Origin of the sequence: Nocardioides lijunqiniae (genome assembly GCF_015024225.1) — a bacterium.
GTDB classification, from domain to species: Bacteria; Actinomycetota; Actinomycetes; order Propionibacteriales; family Nocardioidaceae; genus Nocardioides; species Nocardioides lijunqiniae.
Window position 1 is genome coordinate 65,241 of the sequence record NZ_JACJGM010000031.1, and the last position, 16,277, is coordinate 81,517.

The 16,277-nt window shown below is 67.3% G+C and carries 13 protein-coding genes; 9 read left to right on the top strand and 4 right to left on the bottom strand.

The genetic code is table 11. The features are described from left to right. Positions 1–486 precede the first annotated feature (486 nt). Positions 487–1,161: a hypothetical protein gene (locus IRQ30_RS23540; RefSeq protein ID WP_227467774.1), complete on the bottom strand. Its 675-nt coding sequence runs from the start codon at positions 1,159–1,161 to the stop codon at positions 487–489. Between the two features lie 119 nt (positions 1,162–1,280). Between IRQ30_RS23540 and IRQ30_RS17835 the strand changes: the two genes are divergently transcribed. The 9 genes from IRQ30_RS17835 (at position 1,281) to IRQ30_RS23905 (ending at position 14,380) form a co-directional block, all read left to right on the top strand. After that, on the top strand, positions 1,281–1,751 hold the full coding sequence (locus tag IRQ30_RS17835) for a hypothetical protein (RefSeq protein ID WP_193614322.1): 471 nt from the start codon (positions 1,281–1,283) through the stop codon (positions 1,749–1,751). A gap of 298 nt (positions 1,752–2,049) precedes the next feature. Next, positions 2,050–3,249 (top strand): SWIM zinc finger family protein, encoded by a 1,200-nt coding sequence (locus IRQ30_RS24280; RefSeq protein WP_338089775.1) that lies wholly within the window; start codon positions 2,050–2,052, stop codon positions 3,247–3,249. Continuing rightward, positions 3,246–5,921 carry a DUF6493 family protein gene (locus IRQ30_RS17845; RefSeq protein ID WP_193614324.1) on the top strand — a complete coding sequence of 892 codons (2,676 nt, stop codon included), beginning with the start codon at positions 3,246–3,248 and terminating at the stop codon, positions 5,919–5,921. Before IRQ30_RS24280 ends, IRQ30_RS17845 begins: the two co-directional genes overlap by 4 nt. Positions 5,922–6,359: 438 nt before the next feature. Continuing rightward, a complete protein-coding gene (locus tag IRQ30_RS17850) occupies positions 6,360–7,307 on the top strand; it encodes a DUF4192 domain-containing protein (protein WP_193614325.1) in 948 nt (315 codons plus the stop codon). A 156-nt stretch (positions 7,308–7,463) separates the two neighbouring features. Further along, positions 7,464–8,441, top strand: a complete 978-nt coding sequence (locus IRQ30_RS17855; protein ID WP_193614266.1) for an ATP synthase subunit B family protein — start codon at positions 7,464–7,466, stop codon at positions 8,439–8,441. Positions 8,442–8,981: 540 nt separating this feature from the next. Beyond that, positions 8,982–9,368, top strand: coding sequence for a single-stranded DNA-binding protein (ssb, locus tag IRQ30_RS17860; RefSeq protein WP_193614267.1), 387 nt, complete (start codon positions 8,982–8,984; stop codon positions 9,366–9,368). Between the two features lie 402 nt (positions 9,369–9,770). Then, complete coding sequence (locus tag IRQ30_RS17865) at positions 9,771–12,782, top strand: DNRLRE domain-containing protein (RefSeq protein ID WP_193614268.1); 3,012 nt, start codon at positions 9,771–9,773, stop codon at positions 12,780–12,782. Next, a complete protein-coding gene (locus tag IRQ30_RS17870; protein WP_193614269.1) occupies positions 12,779–13,339 on the top strand; it encodes a hypothetical protein in 561 nt (186 codons plus the stop codon). Before IRQ30_RS17865 ends, IRQ30_RS17870 begins: the two co-directional genes overlap by 4 nt. A 915-nt stretch (positions 13,340–14,254) precedes the next feature. Then, positions 14,255–14,380: a hypothetical protein gene (locus tag IRQ30_RS23905; RefSeq protein ID WP_264674629.1), complete on the top strand. Its 126-nt coding sequence runs from the start codon at positions 14,255–14,257 to the stop codon at positions 14,378–14,380. Positions 14,381–14,427: 47 nt separating this feature from the next. Here the strand turns inward: IRQ30_RS23905 and IRQ30_RS17875 are convergent, their stop codons facing one another. The 3 genes from IRQ30_RS17875 to IRQ30_RS17885 all read right to left on the bottom strand — a co-directional run bounded on the left by IRQ30_RS17875 (position 14,428) and on the right by IRQ30_RS17885 (position 15,871). Beyond that, positions 14,428–14,676, bottom strand: a complete 249-nt coding sequence (locus IRQ30_RS17875) for a hypothetical protein (protein WP_193614270.1) — start codon at positions 14,674–14,676, stop codon at positions 14,428–14,430. 58 nt (positions 14,677–14,734) lie between these two features. After that, the gene (locus IRQ30_RS17880) at positions 14,735–15,046 is read right to left on the bottom strand and encodes a hypothetical protein (protein ID WP_193614271.1); all 312 of its coding nucleotides are present in this window, start codon (positions 15,044–15,046) and stop codon (positions 14,735–14,737) included. A gap of 450 nt (positions 15,047–15,496) precedes the next feature. Beyond that, positions 15,497–15,871 carry a hypothetical protein gene (locus IRQ30_RS17885; RefSeq protein ID WP_193614272.1) on the bottom strand — a complete coding sequence of 125 codons (375 nt, stop codon included), beginning with the start codon at positions 15,869–15,871 and terminating at the stop codon, positions 15,497–15,499. Positions 15,872–16,277 lie beyond the last annotated feature (406 nt).

Below are 16,277 nucleotides of genomic sequence, written 5' to 3' on the forward strand. Positions count from 1 at the left end.
ACCCATAAGCCCGACGGTTGCGCCAGTCCAGATGCGCGGTCCGTGATTGCACCTGCAACGTCCGGATCATGCCGCATTGCGTGCACGCTTCTGCCGCTGTCTGCTCGGTCATCCCGTCTGCGGTAGTGCAGCGCGGGAATTGCGCTCGCCCTCGTATGCCCTCGCGAGGTCGAGCCACAGTTCGGCAAGAACCTCCGTGCGCTCCGTTAGATGGTCGAGCGGCATCCAGGTTCCTTCCACTCCCGCGTGAAGACCCCTGTACGCCTCAGCGTTGAACCGCGAGGCCGCATCGGACACGGCGCGTGCTGCCGTCGCGAGAGTCCCTCGCCCGCCCTCGGCCCGCACGGCATCCAGGAAGGCGGATTCGGCGCGCTCGTATGCCGCCGAGAGCCGCTCAAGGTCTGACTTCACATAGTGATTGTGGCAGCGAAACCCAGGCTCATGCCGCAAAAAGTGTGCGGTCATGTCATGCCGATGAGCGGACAACTAAGGCTGGGGACGAGCGGGCCGCGTTCCAAACACCTCGCCGATGACTCCTCCCGTGACAATGCGTCGTTGGAGCGACCGCAGCATGCTCAGCGTGGCTGCATCGTCGAAGCCGGTGGTCGTCTGCCAGTCCCATCCAGAGCCAATGACGTTGCTTAATAAGACGACTTCGGTCGCGAGGAGAGCCCGGGTCCAGTCAGTCCTGCTGAGGGGGACTCCAGCCAGGATGGCGTCGCCGATCCGTCCGCCGGAGGCGAACAGGTCGGCGACACTTTCGAAGCCCATTGCCAGCGCAAACTCCTCGGTGCACCGTGCTGGGCCTCCCCACTCGTTGAGTCCGGCGCGGAGCAGGGCTCGTTCGTCCTCTGCCAGGCGGAGTTGGATTGGCGTGCTTGGGTCGTCCTTCCACGGCTCACCATCGCCCGGGTGGGCCCCTAGCCAGGTGGCTCTCGTTCGGACATGCCACCGGACGTTCTCATCCTCGTCCTGCCGCAGGAGCTCCAGCACAGCGAGCGGAACTTCGCGATTCCACGCCACTTCTGCCCGGCACTCGGGGAAACGTTCGATCACTTCAAGCCAGGTCTCCACTGCGGCGGGCTCCCAGAGTTTTCTAACTCGCTCGGTCGAGTCCGGGGCGTCGAACCAACGCTTGTATTCGTCGGCAGATTTGATCACTGGCGAATAACACCATGGTCTCCATTCGAGGGCCCAGAAGCCATGGCGACACAGCGTCCGCTTCTGTCGCGATCCGCTCGCTCATGCCGATGAGCGGACGTATGCGCGATGATCGGGGGGTGGTCATCCCGAGCCCCGCGCAGGGCGCAGCATTGCGGCATCTGAGGATGCTCGGCACGGACGAGGCTCCGATGATGGCCGCCCACTGGCTTGTCGAGTCCGACTCGCCAGCACTGCGACGTCTGGCTGGGGTTGATGGGTCCGAGGGTTGGCTGATCGACCAGTTGTGGCCAGAGGTTATCGCCGACCTCGGTGTCCATGACTTGAGCGGCGAACGCGCCTGGGACCTCGCCATGTCGTTCCAATTGGCTGCGTGGCGCGCCGGAGACCGTTCCGTTTTAGAGGTCATGAGTCAAGTGCTCCGGGCCTACATCGAGAACGACTACCCGCAGTACGTGCCCGAAGCCGGGCATTTGTACGGGCTCGAAGACGAACTCGACGGAGGCTGGGGACGGACCTCGGAGGAGGTGCTGGCGGACGCCGAACGCACGCTGACCGAGTGGGCGGAGCGTCGGCGTCTTCAGCCGTAGGAGTCGCCCGCTCATGCCGCGATCCGCGCGGGCGGGATCTGGGCGCGGTGGCAGAGGCCTGCGCATCCCGCGCAGACGCCGAGACGCTCTCCATGTGTGGGATCGCCCAACTCTTGTGGTCGCGGGGTGGCACGATCTGGCCCGGAGGTGAGGAATGGCGACCCAGACACTGTCGTACCAACGACCCTCGTCGCTGGCGGACTCGCGGCGCCTCGTCCTCGAGACCGGGGGCGGGACCGCGCTGCGTCGACCAACGGACCACCCACGGTTCTTCGAGGGGTGGGTGACGCGACCCGACGTGGTGGCCGAGGGGCTGCGGCAGGTCGCTCAGGTCGCCGCGTCGGAGTTCTGGCGCCGGGACCGGTTCGCCGCAGGGGTCGATCCCGTGGTGACGTCCGACGGGCGGATGCTGCGATTCGAGTCCTTCTCCCTCTGCGGCGGCGTCCAAGCCCGCCTGGACCTGACCCCCGAGGTGCTGAACGGTGAGGTGCTCGACCGAGGAACGACCAACATCGATATCAACGAGCCCCTGCGCCGACTGCTGACCGGGGTGCCCGCGGACGGCCTGCTTCACCTCTCAGTGGGTTCCGACGGGCTGGTGGCAACCACTGCCGACGGTGCCGTGATCGAACGGCGGGTGTCCCTGTCCACCCGCTGGCTGCGGGGCTTCGCGGAGGCCCAACAGATTGCGTCAACGTTCGAGCTCCGAGGCGAACTCGACGGTCGCCACGCCGCGACGTTCCTGACATCTCTACCCCGCGAGGGGCGGGGCTGGGTGGTCCCCGCCGGACGCGGATGGCGAATCTCCTCCCGCGCGGCACCAGGCAGCGTCCACCTGGCAGGATCGCACCGGTTGGCCTCCATGCTCCCGCTGGTGCGGCACGCTCGTGCGCTGCGCGCCTACGGACCGGGCGTGTCTCTCGGTGCTGGGCCAGTGGCCTCGGCCTGGGAGCTGGCGCTGCCCGGAGTCAACTTCGTGCTGATGCTCTCGCCCGACGCGAGTCGTGGGTTCTCGGGGGAGGGGGCCGCCCTCACCGCGCTCGCCGCTGGCGGGGCAGTGGACGACGCCGAGGAGATCGGCCGCCTGCTGCACCATCAGCCCCGGTTGGAGCCGGACCTGCTCGCCGAGCAGATCGGGATGACGGCAGGCCGGGTGCGGTCGGCTCTGGCCTGCCTGGCAGTCGCCGGTCGGGTCGGGTACGACGTCACGGAGGCGTCGTACTTCCAGCGCGACCTGCCCTACGACGCCGCGAGCGTCGCCCGGTTGAACCCGCGCCTGCGACAGGCCGAGGAGCTCGTCGCCGCGGGTGCGGTCACGATCGTCGACGACGCCGTCGCCGAGGTCGTCAGCAGCGACCGGGTCCATCGCACCCGCGTGCGTGCTGACGGCACGACGGCGTGCACGTGCCAGTGGTGGATCACGCACCGCGGCTCGCGAGGGCCTTGCAAGCACGTCGTCGCGGCTGCGCTCGCGCGCGACCAGGGGCCTGCTGCATGAGCGCGCCGACCATGGAGGAGCTGCTTCGGCTCGTCGCCGCCGTCGACCTCGCACCGCTCGTGGCGCGACTTGACGACCTGGACGACGCCACGCGCAAGAAGCTGGCCAAGCCGGTCCGGGAGCTCGCCCGCTCCGGCGAGTGGGGGGACCCTCCCCGCCACCTGGCTCGGGGCCTCTCACTCCTGGGCCCCGCCGTTCTACCCGATGCCCGGGCTACAGCCGCCTGGATCCGACGCTCCGCGGGATGGCGCCACAGCTTCGACGAGCGGTCCTTCGACCAGCCCGGCAACCGGATCGAGACGCTGTCGCCCACCAGCGCACTCGTCGTCGAGGTGCTCCTCCGGCGCGACCCGAGCTGGCTCCCCGCACTCGTGCGTGAGCTCGCCGACCGCCTCCGTTTCGATCGCTACAACCCCGACGACTACCTCCTGATCGAGAGGCTGCGCAGCCGTGCTGGCCTGCCGCCGCCAGCCGTCCCGGTGTTCGCTGCCATGTGGGTCCGCACGGCCTGGCGCTCGCGGCGCAATGAGGTGGACGCGGTGGCGCTGGTACGCGCAGAGCCGGCCTATGCAGAGTTGGTCCCGCTGGCCTTCGAGGTCGACGAGATCGCCGGCGAGATGAGGCACCGCGACCAACTCCGCCGGCTAGCCGACAGCGGCACCGTGGACAGGGGCGTTCTCCTCGATGCCCTCGTCGCCCGACTTCAGCGAGGCGGTCGGCCCCAGGCGACCAACGAGTTCGTGCGCGACCTCGAGTCACTCGCGCCGACCCTCGAGGAGGTCGCGGCCCGGACCCGTGACCACCTCGCACTGCTGCCTCCAGGCTCCGCGACGAGCGTTGCCACCCTGGCCCAGCACCATCTCCTTGAACTCCACAGTGAAGGTCGCCTCTCGCCCGACGAGGTGCTCGAGATGTCGCGGTCGGTGCTAGCGCGGACCGAGAAGAAGCTCCTCCGCGCCCAGCTCGCCCACCTCCAGGCCCACGCCGACGCCCACCCTGCCGACGCGGACCTCAGCGCCCGCGCGGTGTCGATGGCCCTCGACAACGCGGCACCCGACATCCAACGGAAGGCTGTCGACCTCCTTAACCGACTGGCACCACGCCTCACGCCGGCGACGGCCGCGCTGATCGCCGCAGCTGGGGACGCCCTTCCCTCCGACCTCCGCCAGCGGCTCATCACGTCACTTGGGACCCCGGCGCCGAAACCGGAGGCGCCGCTGCCGCAGGTCGAGCTGCCCCCGCCACCCAACCCACCCGGGCCCGTGGTCCCGATCGAGACGGTCGAGGAACTCGTCGAGGAGCTGGCGTCGATCCTGCACTCCGAGCCCCTCGCCGCCCGGGGCGCCGACCTCGACCGGGTCGTCGAGGCCCTGCCACGACTCGGACTCCTCGATCGTGAAGCGCTGCGCCGGGCCGCCGCCCCGGTCACCAGCGCCGGAACCTACCGGTACTACCAAGAGCACGCCCGCCACCTGGACTTCACGCTCAGAGGTGCGCTGGTCGCCCTCCTCGCCAGCTGCCTCGGAGACAGCCGGGTCCCACAAGCCACCGGCTCCGGGGGACGCCTCGGCGCGCCAGCCCGTGCCTGCTGCGTCCGCATCTTCGCTCTCGCCGACTCGGTGCGACAGGATCCACTCGTGCGGGTCGTCGCGCTGCCGTCACAGGTCAACGGCACGATCGCCGCGAACGACCTGCACACCCGGCTGGCCGACGCGGCGGCGCAGTCGTGGTCACCGGACCCGGTCGACCTCGAGCAAGCACTGCTCCGGCTCGACCTGGCGGGGACGCAGAGCGAGCCATTCGCCGCTCTAGGCAGCGCGGCCGGACGCCAGGTCTCCGAGTGGGTCCGCGCCGGGGGCCACCGCCCACCGACGATCCAGGTCGCTCGGGCCCGGGAGTACCTCGACACCCTCAACATGGGTAGCGAGGAGCGCGCAGCCGCGAAACCACGCTCCAGCCCAATGGCCGAGGTGCGCGCGGCGGTCAACGACCCCCTCTCGCTCGGGCCGCTCTGGTCCGAGCTCGCCCGCTGGTCCGTGCCCAGTGGCGGGCTGACCGTGGGGTGGGCTCCCGACGATCCCTTCGAGACCTGGCCGCTCGTCCTGCCTCACCACCCAGAGCTCGTGGCTGCCCACCTCCTGCCCGAGCTCTCCCGGGCACGGCAGACCCGCAGCCAGGGAGCAGCTGCGCTCGTGTCCCTGACCGAGACCGCGGACACGGTCGGGCCGGCGCTGCTTCTCGGGCTCGCGTACCTGACCGGAGGCAAGCACCAGGAGGCCTGGTCAGCGGCCACCGACGCCCTCCTCATCCTCGCCAGCCGCCACCAGCTCGATGCCCAGGCGTTCGGCGAGGTGCTAGCCATGATGCTCGAGCGCGGCGACCTCGTCGCCAAGCGACTGATCATCGGCCTCGGCGACGCCGCCCGAGGTGGCGCAGCCGGCGAGATATGGACGGCGCTGTCGCACGTGCTCAGTCACCTGCTGCGCGGCGCGCGCACGGTCGTCGGTGTCGTCGACCTACTAGTCCTGGCCGCCGAGGTTGCGCTGCTCACGGGCGCCCAGGGTGCCATCGACGGACTCGACGATCTCGCGAGCCGCACTGGACGAACACGCCAAGTGGTAGAAGCACGCCGGTTACTCAAGATCCTCGACCAGCTACCGACGGCACGATGACTCGTCCGACAGGCCACAAGACGGCCATTCCTGGGCGCGGAGCCGCGAGGAATCAGGCAAGCAAGCGAAGGAAATCGTGACAACGTTCATCAAGTGGCTCTCGCTCATCCTTGCGGTCCTCTTCCTCATGTGGGTGGTTTTCAACAGCTGCGCTGCGGCCATGCAGTCATAGACCGCGCCCCGCTCTCTTAAGGCCCGCCATCGCTGCCCCGAAAGGCAGCCAGTCCTGTTGCCGCGCTGCGCGCGGGGTTTTCGTTCCCCCCGGGGAACCGATTGTGGGCCGCTCGCCGGGCCCGCAAGGGCAAGACATGTCCTCCTGCGTCGGACCCTTGCGGGCCCAGCTCCTTAGCGGCCCGACATCACTTCTTGCCCGGGGAGGGCGAAAAACGGTCGGCATCCAGAGCCACCACCTGTCCCCGGCGCAGAAAGGGGACCCTCATGGCCAAGCCTGTGGTCTCGATCAACAACGAGAGCGACCTGATCGCCGTCGTTCCGCACCTGCTGCACTTCCACCCGACCGACTCCCTGGTGGTCTTTCCTGTCAGCGGTCGAGCACCGACGGCCCGGGTGGACCACCCGCACGACGGGGACGCGCTCCTCGAGGTCGCCGCCAGCCTCGGCGCGGCCTACCGCAAGCACGCGGGAGCGCGGGTCGTCCTCCTGGCCTACACCGACAACCACCCCCACGCCGTGGACGCGATCACCGCCGTGACCGCGATGCTCGACGGGTTCGCCGAGGTCATCGACTCCCTGGTGGTCGACGGCGAGCAGTGGTTCCGGCTCGGCACGGGGGAGCGGGGCACTGTCAACTCGCAGGCCGTGGCCCGGGTCGAGGCCGCGACCGTGCTCGCTGGGAGCGCCCAACCGAAGCGGACGCGGCAGGAGGTCGCGGAGGACCTGGTCGGGCCGCAGGAGGCGGCGCTGGCCGTCAGGGAGGCCGGTAAGGCCCAGCACGCGGCCCGCGCGGGGCGCATCGCCGTGGAAGGTCAGGAGGTGGCCGATGTGGCCGAGGCCGCCTGGATCAGCCAGACCGTCGCGGGCTTCACCTACGACGAGGTGCGGTTGAGTGACGCGGACGCCGCGCGGCTGCTGCTCGGGGTCAACGCGATTCTGGACCTACGGGACACGGCCTGGATGGCCATCACCCGGGAGAACGCTCAGACATGCATCGCTCTGTGGCGTGACCTGGTGCGCCGCGCACCGGAGGAGCACCGGACCCCGGCCGCTGCGCTGCTCGCGTTCTCGGCCTGGTGTGCCGGAGACGGAGCGCTCGCGTGGGCCGCGCTGGACCTGATCCCAGCATGGGAGGACTACGCCATGGCCGGGCTGGTCGCGGAGGCCGTCGAAAACGCCGTGGACCCCGCGATCTGGGGACCGAACCGGTAGAGGGGGACCGCCGGCCCCACCGGCGGGTGGGGAGGACTCCGGCCCTCCCCACACCCCTCCCGGGTGCGCGCCCTTCCGTGCGGCGACGGGGGGACGCCGCGCCCTGCAAGTCGGTATCTTGCTGCAAAGGCAAAATCCGCACAGGGGGCGCGCAAAGTGACCGATGGGGACGCGGTTGCCAACTACGCCGCGGCTGCGCTGAGCGAGTTGACGGCACAGAAGGCGATGTTGGACTCGATCACACTAAGCCGCGAGTTCTCGCTCGCTCCGATGCGTGAGGCTCAGGCTCAGCGCGAAGCGATGCGTCAGGCCAAGGCGCAGCGCGAAGCGATGCGCGAGGCAATGTTTGCACCGATGCGTGAAGCCAAGGCCCAGCGCGAGGCGATGATGGCCCCCTTCCGCGACGCTCAGACCCAGCGCGAGCTGATGATGGCGCCTATCCGCGAGGCCAAGGCCCAGCGCGAAGCGATGCGCGAGGCAATGTTGGCGCCAATGCGTGAAGCCAAGGCCCAGCGTGACGCGATGCTGAAGACCCTGAGGGCCCACCGCGAGGCGATGCTGGCGCCAATGCGTGAGGCTCAGGCTCAGCGCGAGGCGATGATGGCGCCTTTCCGTGAGGCGAAGGCCCAGCGCGACGCGATGTTGGAGACCCTGAAGGCCCACCGCAAGGAGATGCTGGCGCCAATGCGTCAGGCCCAGGCGCAGCGCGACGCGATGATCGCCCCCGTGCGTGCTGCAGTCGAGGCTCAACGACAAGCCTTTCTGCAAGCCTCCCCTGTTGACCAGGAGGAGTTCGCCCGGACGATGCTGGGTCCGGTCAGCGAGGCTGTGAGTTGGCAACTGGATGCGGTCGCTGCTGTTGCGGCCGATTCTGACCAGACGGCCGACGAGGCCGAGGTGGCAGGCGGCGCGGTCCGGCCCACGGTGGGCAACGACTGGGCCCTCCACGTCTTCGCGGACTACACCGCGGTCATGGTCTTCCTCATGCTCGTGGGCTGGTGGCTTAGCGAGGCGACGCGGCATGGGAACGACCTGGCGGAGGCGAACGGAGCCGAGGTCTTCGCAACACTCTCGGGTTTCCTCACGCTTGCCTGGGCCATCCGCAATCTGATCCTCCGAGCCGGTGACGAGTAGACCGATCTGAAGGGCGAGGCCGCCGCACCGCCAGCTCGCGGCCGCGCGCACGCAGCTGAACATCGCCTACAACTACTGCGACCGCGCCGCGGTCCTCGACGCCACCTCCGGCGCCGAGTGCATCGGCGTCGAGGTCTCCGGCTCGGCCGAGGCCACCGGCATCTCGGCCGAGCCCCCGGCGGGTGGGAAGGGCCCCAACCCTCCCCACCCCACCCGGCACCAGGCACCGGCCCAACCACCCTCAGAAAGGCCCCGGCCGGGCAAGAGCCCCGGCAAGGCGACGGCCCTACGGCCGCCACGGCCCTCGATTTCAACCACTTTGGGTACGCGTTCTTGCTCCCCGACGCCGCCCATCGTGTCTCGGCCGAGACACCGGTCAAGGGCAAGCGCTGTGCCCTGCGGGCACCCCTGACCGGCTTACCCGACCGGATCGGGCGGCAGTTGTCGGGAGCAAGCCACACGACAGGTCCCACCACCTGGTGGGCCATGTGGGCGCCTGACGTCCGAGCCAGATCACCCCCTCACGAAGGAGTACCAGCCATGAGCACCACCACCGTCACGTTCGCCGGCAACCTCACCAGCGACCCCGAGCTCCGGTTCACCCCGTCCGGGACTCCGGTCGCGGAGTTCCGCGTCCTGGTCAACCGCCGGACCAAGGACCGCGAGACCAACGAGTACCACGACGCCGAGCCCACCGGACACAACTGCAAGGTCTGGGGCAAGAAGGCCGAGAACCTGGCCGAGTCCCTCACGTCCGGAGCACGCGTGGTCGTCCACGGACACGTCGAGACCGAGGCCTGGACCGACAAGGACACCCAGGCCAAGCGGACCCGCGACGTCGTGATCGTCGACGAGATCGGCCCCTCGCTGAAGTACGCCACCGCAAAGGTCACCAACAACACCAAGACCACCACGCAGCAGGACTGACCGACCACCAGCGCACGGGGGAGGGGACTGTCCCCTTCCCCCCGCAGGCTGATCTGCGTTTCATGATTCCCGAACGGCGCGAACGGAGTCGACCCTCTGCGACAGACCCGCGGCCGCGACGCGCAGGCCCAGCACTGGCGGCATGAACGGGCCTTGCTGGTCGCCTGCCGGAGGTACCGTCGACCCAACTGCGGCCCTCCTCACACGCACCCGAGTGTGCCAGGGCTGCGCCTGCCGTCCGGCGTTGTACAGCAGTGCCAATATCGACGCGAATCGCCGTTGTCCTGGCCTAGTCCACATCCGAAAACTTGGGAAACACCCGGTACTAGGTCCCAGGGTAGTAAAGACTTCCCGGCAGTTAGGCACTTCTCCAGGGGTGCTGATCGCGCTTAGGGAGTTTTCATGGCTGCGTCACCCTCCGCACGTCGGATGCGAACCATCGTTGGCGCAGGTGTCGCGACGTCGGCGCTGTTGGCAACATTCGCGGCGCAGCCCGTGGCGGCCCAGCTCGCAGGGTCACGCGCTCCGCTGACCCAGAGCGGCGCCACGGCCGGTCTGGACGAGGAGGCCGGGCTCGTTCCTGAGCTCGCCACGGAGACGTCGAACACGTACCGGCAGAGCGACGGCTCGATGAAGCTGGAGGCGTTCACCGAACCCGTGAACTTCCAAGCAGAAGATGACTCCTGGGTCCCGATCGACAACGAACTAGTGGCCGCGCCGGGCGCCGCGTATGAGGCCGAGAACGCCGCAAACAGCTTCGAGGTGAAGATTCCCTCGGACCCCGCTGTGACGCCGGTGAGGTTCACGACTGAGGACGCCTGGGTGACGATGCGGATGCACGGCCTTGACGACGCCCCGCAGATCGAAGGTGAAGAGGCGACCTTCTCCGAGGTGGAAGACGCCGACGAGGTGACCTACCAGGTCAACAACACCGGCCTCAAGGAGGACATCGTTCTTGACGGTCCGCCCACCGAGGGCGAGGGGTCGTTGGTCTACACCTACAGCCTTGACGCCAGCTCCGGCATCACTCCCGTGCTGACTGACTCTGGGTCGATCGAGTTTCGTCGTGCAGACGGCGAGACGGAGGTCGTGATGCCGGCGGGTTTCATGACCGACTCGGCGAGCCCGTCGCCCGGGCTCAGCCACGACGTGGCCTACGAACTCGAGCCGCAGGGTGCTGGGTGGGCACTCACCGTCACGCCCAGCATGGGATGGCTGACCGACCCCGCACGGGTCTACCCCGTGACTATCGACCCCTCGCTGGCCGACAAGGTTGTGGGACGGAACTGCTGGCTTCGCAGCAGCACGCCGAACGAAAGCAACTGCTACACCCCGTTAATGCGAGCAGGTAGGAACGTGGACGGTGTCGCTACTCGCACGGTCTTGCTGTTCGATCTGTCCGCAGTTCCCGCTACCGCCGACGTTTACGGTGCCAACGTGGGCATCACGCAGTCCTCAATGCCGGGGATGATCAACGCGGACTACGCGCTGTACAAGGCCCTTAAGAGCTTCGACAACACGGCCACTTGGAACTCCGCAGGTGCCACAGGCGGCTGGGACGGCGGTAGCCCCGCCGAGGCGACTCCTTACGGCCGGATCCTCCTCTCGCCTAACTCAACTAGTCGCCGCTACTTCGCCGACAACTTCAAGACCCTCATCCAGGACTGGGTAACCAACCCCGGACACCGGACCTCACTCGTCCTCAAGCAGGCCACCCCGGTCGTCAACAACAGCGTCGTGTACTTCCACTCGAACAGATCCACAGCCAGCTCCGCTAACCATCCTGCACTCTCTGTCTATTACACGGTCCCGGCTCCCCCTGCTCCGCCAGTGACCGGCCCGCCCGTGCTGCAGGCCGGTGACGGGACTGTCCATACGGTCACAAACCTCGGCGCAACGCCGGTGACAGCTGCTACGAACCTGGTTGTTGGGCCCAACGCCACAGTTGACGTACCCCTCGCAGGCATTGGCTCCCTGCCATCGGCAGACGATCTGGCCGCCGTTTGGTCGAATGTGCGCGTGGCCAACTGGGGTGGCACTGCCGGTGGCGTCAGCGTCTACAACTCGGACGACGACTCTCCCCCGGCGATCGCGGGCCTCCCGTTCACAGCAACCGACTCGGCTGCCGATGGAGTCGCTAAGAACCTATTCAGTGCCGTCTCAGAAGGCGGCGGTGTCAGAATCCTCAACCACAGCAGCAGTCCAGTGACGGTCACACTGACGGTGCAAGCGTGGTATGCGACGGCGGGCAACACTGTTCCCACCGCGACACTCCCCGCACCGATGGATAGCCCCCTGAAGGCAGAGGGCCAACTGCTCCTCAACGGAGCACCCGTAACGAATGGAGAAGTGCACGTCGAGGCCTGGCCCAACGACACCGTTCTGGACCAGCTACCCGAGGACGGAGAGGTCGAAATGCTTGATCTCGGGACCGTCACCACCGACAGCACTGGGTCCTTCGAGCTGCCTTTGGCAGGCGCTGAAGTACCGCCTGCCTACCGGGATTCTGAGGCGAGAGCGAACATCAGTCTCGAGGCCTCCTCCGCGTCACTCACGATGGAATACAGCCAGACGCTAGATCCGCTCACGGGCGGCCAACAGGGAACGCAGGCGATGAGCGTGACGTCCGACGCCGGCCCTGATGCCCTGGTCCTGGACTTGGGTGCGGGGACGGTAGATGAGGCATCAGACCCAGCCTCCGAGTGGCGCACTGTCGATGATGAGCCGCTCTCGACACCTGAGCAGACGGCCGCGAAGACGGTAACCGTCCGACCTCGTTCTCCCTCGACCCCGGGAGCACTACAGCGCGGAGGCGGATGTCGAATCGCTAAGAAGGAGTTGGGTCCTGGCAAGCCAGAGCGTTTTGTATCCGTCTACAACTGGTCGGGCGCGAAGGCAGATCTCACCCAAGAAACGTCATCCGAGCATGAGATGGGGATCGCGTTCAAAGCGGAGAAGGGTGCGGTTTACACCGCGGATGGGACTAAGAAGGTAAAAACTTCGAGCAAGGGAGAAGCTCTAGGAATCGTCAATAAAACCTTCAGCAATAACGTCCGGTACCGCAAGTACGTCCGGGGGTGTAATTGGCTAGAGCCGAGTGAGTACGCCGTCTGGTACAAGCCCGAGATAATCGGCGCGTACTTTACGAACCCTGAACCGATCCAAGCCAAGAACTGGCGTCACAACTGCATTGACTATGATTTCAAATTCAAGTTCACTAAGCACAAGGGGTCGGGTTACACCAAGAAGGGGGGCATCGATCTGGGTTTTGTCAAATTGAATGCCCAATGGGGCTACGATAAGAAGTCAACCGTCATGATTGATGTTCAGAAGTACTCGGAGATCTGCTCGAGTGAGCAGGGAGAAGAGATCAATCAGGCTCGGGGGATTCAAGCTCGAAAACTTGGGACGTGATGTTCAAGATTTCCGCGTGCGGCGTCATCATCGTTGTCTTGACGCTGAGTCTCGCCGGCTGCGTCAACAACAACGAGGACAACGAAAGCGAATCCGCAGGGTTCCCGCGGGTAGTCGCTGGCAACCACGACCCGATTCGGGGTGGAATGGAGCCTGGAGCCGGTGGAGTTGCCTCCGTCAGGATCGGTTCGGTTTGTCGGGTCGGAGATCAACCGATTGAGCTGACCGAGGTCACTGTTGACGACGTAGAAGGCGACATCGCGCTTACCGACTTTTCTGTCTACGCTGACCCGCCGGGAGGACGTTTGGGAAGTGGGGCCCAACCGTTTCCGATCCGCGAGGTTTCTGGCTATCGAGGCGGCGACGTTGTTTCGGCCCTATGCAAGTCCGACTCGGATGTCTCGGGCGAATCACTCGCGGTTGAGCTGACCCTGAGCTCGGGGCCGCTCGGCGTCGCGAAGGGCTTCACACTCTCCTGGGAGAGCGAGGGTGGCACTTACACGGTCAAGATTCCCTGGACGCAGGAGTTGTGCGTCAGGTACCGAGACTGTCACTGAGGCCTCGTTAGAGGCCAAATCGGCGCACAGACAGAGGACGGGTACAACCGAGCGGAGATCTCGTAGCAATTGGGGTCGCTGGCCCGTCAGATCACCACACGGACAGATCTCAGGCAGCCCATCGCGAGCCGAGCCTGTCGAGGAGCTCGCGCACAGTGTCACCGGCGACGACCTGGCCGGGGATCCGGGTTGGGGTTGGTCAGGTCATCGAACGCGGAAAGCGCCGAGGAGTACGTGAGCGCTTTGACGCGAAGTTTCGGTCATGAATTCATCCTGTCGGCTGTCCCGAGGCCCTGCGTTCAGTAAGGCGCAGGCGTCGGCTCGAGTCCGTCGCATTGACAGGTGCAGCCGCGCCGGATCATCAGCTCAACCTGGTTCTCACAGTCCTCGGCCAGGTGTTCGGGCACCTCGCACATCGCATCGACTCATCGTTGCTCTCCTTGCTGCTGGAGTGCCTATTGATGGTCGGCATGCTTGGGTGGCACCCACGCCGGGGTACGGCACCACATGAGCGTTGGCCGGGCGGCCCGGCCAAATCCTCGGCGATCTCCACCGTGCTCAGCCCCTTACAGTCCGTGACCGCTGGGGCGTCGCACGACCTAGGCTCCGCACGATCCCTCTCCCGCCATCGCCAGCCGCCTTTCCGTCACCAGATGGGTCAGGCGGCGCCGGAGGCGCCGCCGCCCTGGTCCTCACCGTGGGGCGGGAACGAGACATCGACGCACGCACTGTGACCAGTCGAGCCGGAGGCTCGCGAAGGGGTCGCGGCCGTCAGGCCGATGTTGATCGACTTCGGGACGCCGAGGCCCGCGTCGTGAGCTCGCGCTGCTTCCAGCCTGAGGTCTTGGCCGCGGCGTGCGCGCTCTCGGCCCCCTCGGCACCTGAGCTGACCAGGCCGTGGTGAGTGGGCCCCCGGTGAGCACCCCCCGGGAGGCCAAGAGGACCCGCGACGTCGTGATCGTCGACGAGATCGGCCCCTCACTGAAGTACGCCACCGCTGAGGTCGCCGACAACACCAAGACCACCACGCAGCAGGACTGACCGTCGACCACCAGGGCGCGGGGGACTGGGCCCTTCCCCCCGCAGGCTCATTTGCGTTTCGTGATTCGCCGAACGGCGCGAACGGACTCGACCACCTGCCACAGACCCACGGCCGCGACCAGCAGGCCCAGCACCAGCAAGAACACGCGGTTGCCAGTGGCGGTCTCGTCATGTCGCATGAAGAACGCGACGAAGACCATTGTCGCAAAGAAGCAGGCGCGCAGAACACCGGCGAGGCTCTCAAGAACGGCCGCGCGCCCTGGGCGGTTCATGGTCGCCGGTCGCGCATCGACCACCCGATGTAGATCCCGCCGACCGCGGCCGCCAGGTGCGTCACCACCAGCAGGACGTCCACTAGTCACTCGCGGCCAGGTCGATGACTGCCCGCAGTTCTTGGATGATCCCTTCTCCGGTCAGCGTCGGGTCTTCGCGCATCCGAGCGGCGGTAGTGGCAGCGAGGAGTTCCAGCGCAGCATGAAGCAACGGCTGCACGTCAACGCTCGTCGTCTGAGCCTCGTCGTCGATGAGTAGCGACACCGCACCTATGTCCTCGAGCCTTCGCAGGGCAAGACGAATCGCCGGGTCCGGGTTGGGGTTGGTCAGGTCATCGAACGCGGAGAGCGCGTCGAGAAGTACGTGAGCGCTTTGATGCGAAGCTTCGGTCATGGGCTCATCCTGTCGGTTGTCCCGAGGCTCTGCGTCCAGTACGGCGCCGGCGCCGGTTCCGGCCGACCGCGTCCGCAAGTGCAGCTGCGTCGCATCATCGGCTCAGCGCCGTTGTCGCAAGTCTCGGCCAGGTCCTCCTGCACCTTGCACGGATCGCATTGACTCATCGTTGCTCTCCCCTTGCTGCTGGAGTGCTGATCGTTGGTCGCCATGGTCGGGTGGCACCGACGCCGGGGTACGGCACCCACGGGAGCGTTGGCCGGGCGGCCCGGCCAAATCTTCGGTGGTCTCCACCGTGCTCAGCCCCTGACAGTCCGTGACCGCTGGGGCGTTGCACGACCTGGGCTCCGCACGATCCCTCTCCCTCCCTCACCAGCCGACCAGCGTCACCAGCTGACGGTGCAGGTCGACGCCCCCGGCGGTCGTGGAGGCAGACGCAGGGGCGCGGGGTCAGGCGACGCCGGAGGCGCCGCCTGAGTCCTCACCGTGGGGCGGGAATGACACGTCGACGCGAGCACTGGGACCAGTCGAGCCGGAGCCTCGCGAAGGAGCTACGGCCGGCAGGCCGGCGTTTATCGACTTGGGCACGCCGAGGCCCGCGTCTGCGAGCTCGCGTGGCTTCCAGCCGGCGGCCTTGGCCGCGGCGTGCGCGGTCTCGGCCTCCTCGAGGAGCGCGTTGCGGGCGGCGACCCGCTCGGCGATCTCCTGGTCTTCGGTCTCGATCTTGTCAAGCACTTCGGCGAGAGTCCGCACGGCGGTCTCCTTCTCCGCGAGGAGCGCGTCGAGCGCGCTCTTGACCTTCTTGTCGACGTCGCGTTTGGCCATCGGTTGCGTCCTTCCGTCCCGAGAATGTGCCGTCTCCGGCGCAGCCGGTGCCCGATGCGTTCGGCTGTTCTGCGTCGGTGCTGTGGCCTCTGGTTCCGCTGGAGGCGGGGGGCCACGAGAGCGGCCAGCCTACTCTCGGTGAGGCCGCTGCGCTACGTATAGAACGGGAGCAAGCTAAACGGTAAGCCGTGCTTACCGTTGAATGCCGCCACGCCGCATGCCACACTGCGGAGGTCGGCAATGTGGAGACCCCCCCTTTCGGGGGTCGCTGCGCTGGGCTGAAGAGGCGAAGGAGCGAAGGCGCGTGCAGGACGAGGACCGGGACCAGGCCGCCGCGTCGCCGGCGCCCGGGGCCGGGCCGGAGCCCGCGCGACGCGGGGGAGGCCGGCGCCAGCCCCGCCGTGCC